Source organism: Nesterenkonia sp. CL21 (assembly GCF_031705515.1).
Lineage (GTDB): Bacteria > Actinomycetota > Actinomycetes > Actinomycetales > Micrococcaceae > Nesterenkonia > Nesterenkonia aethiopica.
On record NZ_JAUTWR010000010.1, the window covers coordinates 1 to 11,814 of the forward strand.

The following is an 11,814-nucleotide window of genomic DNA, read 5'->3' on the forward strand; positions in this document are numbered from 1 at the left end:
CCCCCCCCCCCCCCCCCCCCCAAAACTCCAGACCAACTCAGCGCAGAGAGCCCGTGGACAGAGAAGGGGCCCAGGCCCGTCGGGTGACGTGGCCAGGGCCCCTGTCTCGGCAGAGGGATCTCAGCGTGCGGAGATCACTCCTCCTCGTCGTCCTTCTTCTCGACGACGAGCGTCTCGGTGGTCAGCACCAGCGCCGCGATGGAGGCGGCGTTCTGCAGAGCAGAGCGGGTGACCTTGACCGGGTCGATGACGCCGTCGGCGATCAGGTCGCCGTAGACGCCGGTCTTGGCGTTGAAGCCGTGGTTCGGCTCCAGGTCCGCGACCTTCGAGGCGACGACGAAGCCGTCCTCGCCGGCGTTCTGGGCGATCCAGCGCAGCGGCTGCACCAGCGCCCGGCGGACGATGCCCACCGCAGCGGCGGCGTCGCCCTCGAGCGCCTGGACGTTCGCGTCCTCGTCCAGGGCGGACAGCGCGTTGATCAGCGCGGTGCCACCGCCGGCGACGATGCCCTCCTCGAGCGCGGCACGCGTGGAGGACACGGCGTCCTCGATGCGGTGCTTGCGCTCCTTGAGCTCCACCTCGGTGGCCGCACCGACCTTGATGACGCCGATGCCGCCGGCCAGCTTGGCCAGCCGCTCCTGCAGCTTCTCACGGTCCCACTCGGAGTCGGTCGCGTCAGCCTGCGCCTTGATCGTGGCGGCACGGGCCTCGACGTCCTCCTTCGAGCCGGCGCCGTCGACGATGGTGGTGTTGTCCTTGGTGACGGTCACGCGGCGTGCGGAGCCGAGCACCTCGGTGCCCACCTGGTCCAGCTTCAGACCGAGGTCGGGGGAGACCACCTGGGCGCCGGTGAGGATCGCGATGTCCTCCAGCATGGCCTTGCGGCGGTCGCCGAAGCCCGGAGCCTTGACAGCCACAGCGTTCAGGGTGCCGCGGATCTTGTTCACCACCAGGGTGGAGAGCGCCTCGCCCTCGACGTCCTCGGCGATGATGAACAGCGGCTTCTTGGACTGCAGCACCTTCTCCAGCAGCGGCAGGAACTCCTGCATGTTGGAGATCTTGCCCTGGTGGATGAGGATCTGGGCATCCTCCAGCACGGCCTCCTGACGGTCAGCGTCAGTGACGAAGTGCGGGGAGAGGTAGCCCTTGTCGAACTGCATGCCCTCGGTGATGTCGAGCTCCGTCGACGTCGTGGAGGACTCCTCGATGGTGATCACGCCCTCGGTGCCCACTGCGTCGAAGGCGCGGGCGATGAGCTCGCCGACCTCGTCGTTCTGGGCGGAGATCGCGGCGACGTGGGCCACCTGGGGGCCCTCGACATCGCGGGCGTTGGTCTTCAGACGCTCGGTCACCGCGGTGACGGCGGTCTCGATGCCGCGCTTGATCTCACCCGGAGCGGCGCCGGCGGCCACGTTGCGCAGGCCTTCCTTGACCAGGGCCTGGGCGAGCACGGTGGCGGTGGTGGTGCCGTCGCCGGCGACGTCGTTGGTCTTGGTGGCGACCTCCTTGGCGAGCTGAGCGCCGAGGTTCTCGTAGGAGTCCTCGACCTCGATCTCGCGGGCGATCGTGACGCCGTCGTTGGTGATGGTCGGTGCGCCCCAGGACTTGTCCAGGACGACGTTGCGGCCCTTGGGGCCCAGCGTCACCTTGACGGTGTCGGCGAGCTTGTCGATGCCGGCTTCGAGTGCCTTCCGGGCGGCATCGTCGAACTCAAGCTGCTTTGCCATATGAGTTGCTTCCTTTGCGAGTCAGATGCGGGTCTCGAGAGGTGTGCGGAGGATCCGCGATCACTTCTCGACGACAGCCAGGACGTCGCGGGCGTTGAGGACGAGGAACTCGTCGCCGCCGACCTTGACCTCGGTGCCGCCGAACTTGGAGTAGATGACGACGTCGCCCTCGGCGACGTCGACCGGCACGCGGTTGCCCTTGTCGTCGACACGGCCCGGGCCCACGGCCACGACCTCGCCCTCCTGGGGCTTCTCCTTGGCGGTGTCCGGGATCACCAGACCGGAAGCGGTGGTCTGCTCAGCTTCCAGGGGGCGGACAACAATACGATCCTCGAGGGGCTTGATGGAGACTGACACGTCAGTACTCTCCTTTGCGTGATGTCGAATCGGGTCTGTTCACAGGCCCGGGCCGCGCGTCGTGTGACGCCGACGCCGTGCCCCAGGCCGGGGTTGTTGCGCGCCTTGGGAGTGACCGATCCGTCGTCGCGGTGCCGGACGGCGCCCCTTCAGGCCTTCGGCGCCGGTGACGCCGACGCCGCATCAGCACTCGATGGCCTCGAGTGCCAACACAAACTTTAGGACGGCCTTAGCACTCGGTCAAGCAGAGTGCTAAGGCCGTCCCTGTGACGTGCCGGACTGCGGGTCCGTGGCCTTCCCTGAGGGACCTGCTCAGCGGTACACCCCAGGGTTGGCGCGGCGATGCAGCCCAAGCTTGAACCCGACGCCGGCGGCGACGACCACGGCCGCGCCGAAGACCCAGCCGGAGAGCGCCATCGCCTGGGTCCCGGAGAGCAGTACGCCGATGGTGCAGCCCAGCCCGATCATCGAACCCCAGCCCAGCAGGACTCCGCCGATCACCGCGGTGAGCGAATTCCAGCCGGTCAGCGGCTCCACCTTGACCCGGCGCCCCGGCAGCGCGGCGGCCAGCGAGGCCAGCACGATGCCGGCGATCAGCCACCCGTTGGTGGTGATGGTGTGCACCACCACCGCCACGCAGCCGGCGAGGCGCTCGTCCAGGCCTGGCATGAAGTTCGGCAGCAGCCCGGCGGCGTCCATGCCGGTGCGGGTCAGTGAGGAGATCTGGCTGGTCACGCCCAGCGGCTGGTCCTTGTAGTAGGCCAGCACGGCCAGGATCCCGACGGCGGCACCGGTGGCCAGCGCCGGCCAGCGCTTGAAGAACACGAGGCGGCGGACCTCGGTGGCGTCGACCACGCGGTCCCCGCGGCCCGTCACCGGCGGGTTCCACCGCAGCAGCCAGATCCCGAGTCCGACCAGCACGCCCAGCTGCAGCACGACCGCGGTGGTGTAGCCGCCGCCGGCGGGCAGCCAGGGGACCGGCGCCCCGGCGATGAACCCGGAGTACATGGTGTCCCAGGAGAGGAATCCCGCGCCGAAGCCCAGCACGACGCCGACCAGCGCCGGCAGGGAGCGCAGGTGCCCTTCCGGGAGCCGATACAGGTGCCCGGCGATGCAGCCCCCGGAGATCACCATCCCGAGTCCGAAGGCCAGGCCGGCGATCACCAGCGCCAGGGAGACCGGAGCGATGTGGGCGTCCGAGGGAATGGTGCCCCCGGTGGGGTTGGACACACGCATGGAGAAGACGACGGCGTAACCGATCATCCCCACGGCGATGGAGACCAGCACGGCGTAGAGCCCGCGCGAGTCTCCCTTCTCGAAGAAGTCACGGAACACACAGAAGAAGCAGTAGCGGCCGCGTTCGAACAGGATGCCGAGGCCGGCACCGATCAGCAGGGCGAAGGCGGCGTTCGATCCGCCCAGGCCCTCGCCGTCGGTGATGGTCAGCCAGCCGGCCAGTACGAGCAGCAGCGCGGCCACGGCGAGTGCGACGGACGTGCGCACCGTGTCCGCCCGGGTCCAGCCCAGGGGACGGTCGGCACGGACCGAGATGGAGCCCGGTCCGCCGGAGTGGCGGACGGGCTCCGTCGAGGTGGTCTCAGCGGTGGTGCTCACGAGCCGCCGCTGCCCCACAGGCCGGCACGCTGGTCGGTGTTGTTGGCCACCGGCACGCCCACCGAGTTGCCCCATTCGGTCCAGGAGCCGTCGTAGACCTGGGTGTCGGCGCCCAGGATCTGGCTCAGGGCGAACCAGGTGTGGGAGGCACGCTCCCCGATGCGGCAGTAGGTGATGATCGGGCTGTCGAGGTCGACGCCGGCGTCCTCGTAGATGGCCCGGATCTCGTCGGCCGGCAGGAACTGGCCGGTCTCCTCGTCCACGATGGTGCCCCAGGAGACGTTGACCGAACCGGGGATGTGGCCCCAGATGGAGGTGGACTCGCCCTCAAAGATCTCCGGGTCCACGCCGATCGCGCCGTCGTGCTCGTCGGCGGAGCGGATGTCCACCAGCGTGGTCGCGGACTCGCCGTCGACGTTCTCCTCGGCCACCTCGAGGACCTCCGGCTGCAGGGCCCGGATGTCGAGGTTCTGCGGCTGGGCCTCCCAGGTGCCCTCGGCGACGTCGGGGACCTCCTCGGTCAGCTCGCGCTCGTCGTAGACCTCCCACTTGTGCAGGCCGCCGTCGAGCAGGCGGACGTCCTCGGCGCCGTAGAGCTTGAACACCCAGGCGGCGTAGGCGGCGAACCAGTTGTTGGAGTCGCCGTAGAGCACGACGGTGTCGCCGTCGTCGATGCCCAGGGACTGGGCCAGCTCGGTGAACTCGTCCTGGGAGATGAACTCGCGGGTGTTGGGCTGGGTGAACTCGGTGGACCAGTTCACGTACTGCGCCTGGGGGATGTGGGCCTCGGAGTAGGGGGTCAGCTCGGAGGTGGGAAGCTCCTCGGAGACGTCGATCAGGACGATGCCCTGCTCGGCGAGGTCGCCCTCGTCGAGGCGGTCGGCCAGCCAGTCGGTGGAGACCAGGACGTTCTCCAGGTCCTCGTCGCCGCCCTGGTGGACCTCGTCGTAGCCGCGGTGCTCACCCGCAACCTGAACATTCGCCACCGTGGTGGCCTGATCGCCGCCGCCGGAGCCGGAGTCGGTGCTGGTGGCGGCGCCGTCGTCTCCGCCGCTGATGCTGTTGGTGACCACGCCCCCGGCGGTGGCGGCCAGGGCGGCCACGGCCACGAAGGCGATGGCCAGCTTGCCGCTGGATCGTCGGCCGGAGCTCGACGTCTGCTCGGGGGAGGGTGCCTCATCGGTGCTCATGATGTGCTGATGCCTTTCGCTGCGGGTCTGTGCGGTGCTTGAGAGTCTGTGTGGTGCTGCTTCCGGTGCAGAAGTGCCTGACACCACTATGCGGTATATCTTCAGAAATATGAACAGATAAGTTCATACGTTGTCACATTGAGGGACGCCGGCGGGCCACCGTGGGGTCCGTGCGGCCGCGTCATCCCGCGGAATCGGCCGCGACGCACAGGAATCCTCGCGGCAGTAGACTTGTTGTGGCCCGAACACCGACGACGCCGCAGCCGCCGGTCCTCAAGCGACCCGCATCGACGACACCCTGGAGAGGCGACACCCGTGACAGAGACCACCGCAGAGGAACACGACCCCTTCGGCTTCGTAGGGCTGACCTACGACGACGTCCTCCTGCTGCCCGGCGCCACCGACGTGATCCCGTCCGACGCCGACACCTCCACGCAGTTCACCCGGAACATCACGCTGAACACGCCGGTGGCTTCGGCCGCCATGGACACCGTCACCGAGGCGCCGATGGCGATCGCGCTCGCCCGGCTCGGCGGCGTCGGCATCCTGCATCGCAACCTCTCCATCGACGATCAGGCCAAGCAGGTGGACCAGGTCAAGCGCTCCGAGTCCGGGATGATCTCCGACCCGGTGACCATCACCCCGGACGCCACCCTGAAGGACCTGGACGACCTCTGCGCCCACTACCGGGTCTCCGGCCTGCCGGTGGTCGACTCCGAGAAGAAGCTGCTGGGCATCATCACCAATCGCGACACCCGCTTCGTCGCGCCCGAGGACTTCCTGACCACCAAGGTCTACGAGAAGATGACCCCGCAGCCGCTGATCACCGCCCAGGAGGGCATCGCGCGCGAGGACGTCATCCGACTGTTCTCGGAGCACCGGGTGGAGAAGCTGCCGCTGGTGGACGACGACGGCCGGCTCACCGGGCTGATCACCATCAAGGACTTCGACAAGGCGGACAAGTACCCGCAGGCCACCAAGGACTCCGAGGGGCGGCTGCGCGTCGGGGCGGCCGTCGGGTTCTTCGGCGAGGGCTTCGAGCGGGCCATGACGCTGATCGACGCCGGCGTGGACGTGCTCGTGGTCGACACCGCCAACGGCCACACCCGTGGGGTCCTGGACATGATCGCCAAGCTCAAGGCCGAGCCGCGCGCCGCAGGAGTGGACGTCATCGGCGGCCAGGCGGCCACCCGGGAAGGCGCCCAGGCGATCATCGACGCCGGGGCGGACGCCGTGAAGGTCGGAGTCGGGCCCGGATCCATCTGCACCACCCGCGTGGTCGCCGGGGTCGGCGTCCCGCAGATCACCGCCATCCATGAGGCGGCGAAGGCCGCCATCCCGGCCGGTGTGCCGCTGATCGCCGACGGCGGGCTGCAGCACTCCGGAGACATCGGCAAGGCGCTGGTGGCCGGCGCGAGCTCAGTGATGCTCGGCTCGCTGCTGGCCGGCGCCGCCGAGTCCCCGGGCGACCTGGTGTTCTACAACGGCAAGCAGTTCAAGGCCTACCGGGGCATGGGCTCGCTGGGCGCGATGCAGACCCGCGGGAAGAACACCTCCTATTCCAAGGACCGCTACTTCCAGGCCGACGTCCCCGATGACGAGAAGCTCATTCCGGAGGGCATCGAGGGCCAGGTGCCCTACCGCGGGCCGCTCTCCGCGGTGGTCCACCAGCTCACCGGCGGCCTGCGGCAGACCATGTTCTACGTCGGCGCGCACACCATCGGCGAGCTCAAGGCCAAGGGTCGGTTCGTCCGCATCACCTCGGCGGGGCTGAAGGAGTCGCACCCGCATGACGTGATGATGACCGTCGAATCGCCGAACTACCGGCGTCGCTGACCGGCGGACGCGATGAGCACCACCGACTCCCACTCCGGCGCCGCCGTAGGCCTGGCCTCGTACGTGGACTCTCCGGCACTGCGGGCCGGGGAGCACGGGCTGGCCGCCTGGCGCGGTTCCCGGCAGGCCCTGGCCGCGATCTCCGAGCTCGAGTTCCTGGCCGAGCTGGCCGACGGCACGCTTCCCGCGGAGACCTTCGTGCACTATCTGCTGCAGGACTCGGCCTACCTGGCCGGCTACGGCCAGGCGATGACCCTGCTGGCGGCCCGCGCGCCGTCGGCCGAGCACCGCCGATTCTGGGCTCGGGCGACCTCGGACACCATCGCTGAGGAGCAGTCCATGCAGGCGGAGCTCATGGGCTCGGAGGAGTTCTCCGCACTGGCCCGCCGCATGGCGGACGACGACGGCGCACCGCGTCCCTCTCCGACTACGCAGGGCTACACCTCCTGGCTGGTGGCCACCGCCGCCGTCGATGACCATGCGGTGGCCGTGGCCGCGGTGCTGCCCTGCTTCTGGGTGTACGCCGAGGTGGGCCGTCACCTGGTGGAGAGCATCGGGGAAGGCATGGACCGGCACCCGTACCGCAGCTGGGTGGAGGTGTACTCGGATCCGGCCTTCGACCGCGCAGTGGAGGAGGCGATCGGGATCTTCGAGGAGCTCGTCGACGCATCCGACGCAGGAGTCCGCGCCCGCATGATGGCCGCCTTCGAGCGGGGCTGCGTCTATGAGCACCGCTTCTGGGCGGCGGCGCATGTCCGCGAGTCCTGGGCCACCCCGCCCTCGGGGGCGCGGGCCTGAACGCCCTGTGAGCCACGCGGCTGACGAGCGCGGTCCGCTGACGGACGAAGCCCGTGCCTCAGGAGGCCCTGTGAATTTCTGGGACCGTCCCGGTCCTGCCGACCACGACCCGACAACCCCTGCGAGAGCAAGGAGCACCAGTTGAGCAACGAGATCCCGATCGGTCTGGCCAAGAGCGGACGGCGCGCCTGGGCGCTGGACGACGTCGCCGTCGTGCCGAGCCGCCGCACCCGGAGCCCGCAGGACGTGAGCCTGGACTGGCAGATCGATGCGTACACGTTCAAGACCCCGGTGATCGGGGCGCCCATGGACTCCGTGATGTCTCCGGAGACCGCGATCGAGCTGGGCCGGCTGGGCGGGCTCGGGGTGCTCAACCTGGAGGGCCTGTGGACCCGCTACGAGGACCCGCAGCCGGTGCTGGAGGAGATCTCCCGCCTGGCCGATGACGAGGTGTCCCCGGAGAACACGCGCCGCCTGCAGCAGCTCTACTCCGAGCCGATCAAGGCGGAGCTGATCAAGGCCCGCCTGGCGGAGATCCGGGAGGCCGGCGTCGTGGTCTCCGGCTCGCTGACGCCGCAGCGCACCCAGGAGTTCTACCAGACCGTGGTGGAGGCCGGGGTGGACATGTTCGTCATCCGCGGCACCACGGTGTCGGCCGAACACGTGTCCCAGAACGGAGACCCGCTGAACCTCAAGGAGTTCATCTACGAGCTCGACGTGCCGGTGATCGTGGGAGGGGCGGCGGGCTACACCCCCGCGCTGCACCTGATGCGCACCGGGGCGGCCGGCGTGCTGGTGGGCTTCGGCGGGGGATCCTCGACCACCACGCGCCGGGCCATGGGCATCCGGGTGCCCATGGCGACTGCCATCTCCGACGTCGCCGCCGCCCGGCGCGACTACCTGGACGAGTCCGGCGGGCGCTACGTGCACGTGATCGCCGACGGGGGCCTCGGCTCCTCCGGGGACATCGTCAAGGCGCTGGCCATGGGCGCCGACGCCGTCATGCTGGGGACCACGCTGGCCCGAGCCGAAGAGGCCCCGGGCCGCGGCTGGCACTGGGGTCAGGAAGCGGTGCACCCGGACTTCCCGCGCGGTCACCGCACCCGGGTGGGCACTGTCGGTCCGCTGGAGGAGGTCCTCTGGGGCCCCAGCCACCACACCGACGGCTCTTCGAACCTCATGGGCGGCCTGCGCCGCGCGATGGCCGCCACGGGCTACTCGGACCTGAAGTCCTTCCAGCGGGTGGACGCGATCGTCTCCCCGCTGGGCCAGCAGTCCCGCTGAGGGCCGGCCCTGCCTAGACCAGTTGGTCGAGTTGGTTCAGTTGGTCCGGAGTCTGCGGTACTCGACTCGATCGAGCTGAGTACCGCACACTCCGGACCAACTCAGCGCCTGGGACGGTCAGCCGTGGCGGCCGTTGCCGTTCCCGTTGTTCTGCCCAGGGCCGTTGCCGGGGTGGTCCACCCGCTCGTGCCCCCGGCCCTCACCGGGGCCGTTGCCCTGTCCGTTGGAGTTCCCAGGCCCCCGGGGAGGACCGGCTGAGCCGTCGTCCCCGGAGCCGTCCTCGCCGCCCTCGGGATCGTCCGCGCCGCTGAGACGCAGGTCCGCCACGATCGGGTCATGGTCGGAGGAGCGCCACAGGTCGGCCCGGAACAGGTCCGAGGCATTGCCGTTGTAGCGGCTGTACTCCAGGGCGATCGGTTCCACGGCGTTGATGTTCCAGATCTCGGCCTGCGAGACGGACTCGGCGGCCGCCTCCGAGGCGAAGAGATGATCCAGGGAGCCCACCTGACCGTCGAACATGTAGCTGTGCTGGCCGGTCTCGGCCGAGATGTTGCTGAAACCGGCGTCGAGGATCTCCTGCAGCGGGTCCTCCTTCTCGTAGGAGTTGAAGTCGCCCATCAGGAAGATGCTGTCCGTGCCGGTGTCCTCCGTCAGGGCATCGGCGAAGGCCACCAGGGCGCGGGCCTGCTCCACGCGGTCGGCGTTCCACGCTCCCTGGCCGTCGCCGGAGTCCGCGTTGGGGCCGCCGTCGGGGGCTGAGCCCTTGGACTTGAAGTGGTTGACGATGGCGATGAACCCGTCCTCGGCGTCACCGTCCACCGGCTGGAACTGCTGGGCCAGCGGTTCTCTGGCGTTGGAGTAGACCTGGGCCAGGTCGAAGGACTCCAGCTCAGGAGTCATGATCTCGGCGACGCCTTCCTCGAAGAGGATCACCGAGTCTCCCACCGGCTCCACGGCGTCAGCCCGGTAGATGAAGCCGTTGCGGATCACGTCCTCGTCCTCCGGGGCCGGAGTGGCCTCGGGGCTGGCCACGAACTCCCAGGTCTGCGTGCCGAGGTCCTCGTTGAGGGCCTCCACGAGGCGTGCGTGGGCGAGGTCGCGGTCGGCGTCGTCGGTGAAGCGCGCGGAGTTCTCCATCTCCTGGAGGGCGACGACGTCGGCGTCCATGGCGTTGATCGCGTCGACGATCTTGGCCTGCTGGCGTTCGAAGGACTCGGTGGACCAGGCGCCCCGCACCTCGCACCAGTCGGCCGTGGTGGGCTCGCCGTCCCGATCGGCGTGGTACTCGCACCCCTGTTCGTCCTCACCGAGGGTGACGAAGTAGTTCAGCACGTTGAATCCGGCGATGCGCAGGTCACCGTCGCGCTCGGCCGGGGTCTCCCGGCCTGCCCGAGTGTCCTCGAAGCCGGCCGGCTGGACGGCGTCGGCGGTCTCCGGGGTGAGGTGCCCGGTGGGCTGCAGCCGCCACTGATCGAAGCGGCGGTCCAGGACGACGGTGTTGTGCCACTCGACCTCGGCGCCGATCCGGACCGGCTCGTCGGCGCTCAGGTACGGCAGCTCCTGGTCCCAGCCGGGGGAGCGGTGGAATGTCGTGGTCGCGGCGTCGTCGAGGTAGATGATCCGCTGGGCGTTCTCCTCGGCCAGTGCGTCGGCCTCAGGGCCTGGACGGTGTGCGGAGGTCGGGTTGATCAGCGGCTCGTCGCCGAGCACGATGCCGATCTCGCCGAACTGGTTCAGCGTGTAGTGGTCGGTGACGGTGTAGGTGCCCTGCGGGTCGATCAGCATGCCCAGCAGGGACTCCCGCTCAGCGTCGGTCTCCGGGATCGCGACCACCGCCGGCTTGACCTCCTCGTGAGGCTCGTCCTCGATGAGCGCGAACTCATGCTCGGGCGTCTGCGCGGAGCCCGGATAGAGGGAGAGCTGCACCTGACCGGAGTAGGTGGTCACATCGGCGGTGACCTCCACGAAATCGCCGACCTCCACGTCGTCCGCGCGCCACGGGGAGTAGACGAAGATCCCGTCCGAGGCCTCGTGGGCGTCCAGGTCAAGGTCGCCGCCCGTGCCCTCGGTCTGCACGGTGAAGCCGTCGAGGCCCCCACTCGGGTAGGCGGCGGTGACCACGCCGCGCACGGTGACCGGCTGCTCCAGCAGCTCGTTCTCCGCCGGGTCCAGACTGCGCGGGATCTCGTTGATCTCCAGCTCCCTCGGGTCCTGGCGCTCGGTCTCCTCCGGCTCATGGACGGCCTGCTCCCCGGCGCTGTTCGTGGGGGTGATGGCCTCGGAGAGGGTGAAGTCGGCGGAGTTGTCATCGGTGTCCACGGCCTCGTCCGCCCGGGCGATGGAGCGCACATCGGACCCGTTCGACGGCGACGGCGCGGCTGCCGTCTCGTAGGTGTTCGCTCCGCCGTAGCCGATCAGGTCGACGACGTCCTCATGGTCCTGCACATCGCCGAGAGGGACGTCCAGACGTTCCTCAGTGGAGGACAGCCAGATCACGCCGTCGCGGATCGCAGTGGACCCGGACAGGCGGGCGTCGGGTGCGGGGAGGTCCGCGCCGTCCCCGGCGCTGAGCCCCGGGTTGGCGATCAGGTAGTGGCCGCCGGGCTCGATGGTGCCGCTCAGGGTCACGTGCCCCGAGGGCGTGAGGTTCTCCTCGCCGCGGGAGGCGGGCCGGTAGGAGACCGACCAGCCGTCGAGGACCACGGCCTCGTCACCGGAGTTGTGCAGCTCGATGAACCGCTCGTTGAACGCGGCGTCGGCGCCGGCTCCGGTGGTGTAGACCTCGCTGATGACGACGTGCTCGCCTTCCGAGGGGTCTGTGGAGGCGGTCGTGGCGGAGGCCGGGGCGGGGCCGATCAGCGAGACGGTCAGTCCCGCGACGGCAAGCCCGGCGAGCACGCGGGGTCGGCGGGCTCGGCGGGATCCGGCGGTGGCTTCACCTGGTGTATGCATGGGCAAGGGGTGTCCTCATCCTCAGTTCGTGCAGGGGTCGGTCGTAATCGGTCGTG

At 69.5% G+C, this 11,814-nt stretch carries 8 protein-coding genes; 3 read left to right on the forward strand and 5 right to left on the reverse strand.

Going from position 1 to position 11,814, the window contains the following annotated elements; all coding sequences use genetic code 11:
- Nucleotides 1-134 precede the first annotated feature (134 nt).
- The 4 genes from groL to Q7C18_RS13270 all read right to left on the reverse strand — a co-directional run bounded on the left by groL (nt 135) and on the right by Q7C18_RS13270 (nt 4,888).
- Entirely contained in the window at nt 135-1,727 is a 1,593-nt protein-coding gene (gene groL / locus Q7C18_RS13255) for a chaperonin GroEL (protein WP_311025786.1), read from the reverse strand.
- Nucleotides 1,728-1,787: 60 nt separating this feature from the next.
- Nucleotides 1,788-2,084, reverse strand: coding sequence for a co-chaperone GroES (gene groES / locus Q7C18_RS13260; RefSeq protein ID WP_070160649.1), 297 nt, complete (start codon nt 2,082-2,084; stop codon nt 1,788-1,790).
- A gap of 312 nt (nt 2,085-2,396) precedes the next feature.
- Nucleotides 2,397-3,698, reverse strand: a complete 1,302-nt coding sequence (locus tag Q7C18_RS13265; RefSeq protein WP_311025787.1) for a YeeE/YedE family protein — start codon at nt 3,696-3,698, stop codon at nt 2,397-2,399.
- The gene (locus Q7C18_RS13270) at nt 3,695-4,888 is read right to left on the reverse strand and encodes a sulfurtransferase (RefSeq protein WP_311025788.1); all 1,194 of its coding nucleotides are present in this window, start codon (nt 4,886-4,888) and stop codon (nt 3,695-3,697) included. Before Q7C18_RS13270 ends, Q7C18_RS13265 begins: the two co-directional genes overlap by 4 nt.
- 315 nt (nt 4,889-5,203) lie before the next feature.
- Between Q7C18_RS13270 and guaB the strand changes: the two genes are divergently transcribed.
- From guaB to Q7C18_RS13285, 3 genes are all read left to right on the forward strand, one after another.
- Nucleotides 5,204-6,724, forward strand: a complete 1,521-nt coding sequence (gene guaB / locus Q7C18_RS13275; RefSeq protein WP_311025789.1) for an IMP dehydrogenase — start codon at nt 5,204-5,206, stop codon at nt 6,722-6,724.
- A 12-nt stretch (nt 6,725-6,736) separates the two neighbouring features.
- A complete protein-coding gene (locus tag Q7C18_RS13280) occupies nt 6,737-7,522 on the forward strand; it encodes a TenA family protein (protein ID WP_311025790.1) in 786 nt (261 codons plus the stop codon).
- A gap of 141 nt (nt 7,523-7,663) precedes the next feature.
- Nucleotides 7,664-8,806 (forward strand): GuaB3 family IMP dehydrogenase-related protein, encoded by a 1,143-nt coding sequence (locus tag Q7C18_RS13285; protein WP_311025791.1) that lies wholly within the window; start codon nt 7,664-7,666, stop codon nt 8,804-8,806.
- A 117-nt stretch (nt 8,807-8,923) separates the two neighbouring features.
- On the opposite strand, the gene Q7C18_RS13290 is transcribed toward Q7C18_RS13285, so the two are convergent.
- A complete protein-coding gene (locus tag Q7C18_RS13290) occupies nt 8,924-11,758 on the reverse strand; it encodes an ExeM/NucH family extracellular endonuclease (RefSeq protein WP_311025792.1) in 2,835 nt (944 codons plus the stop codon).
- Between the last annotated feature and the right edge of the window lie 56 nt (nt 11,759-11,814).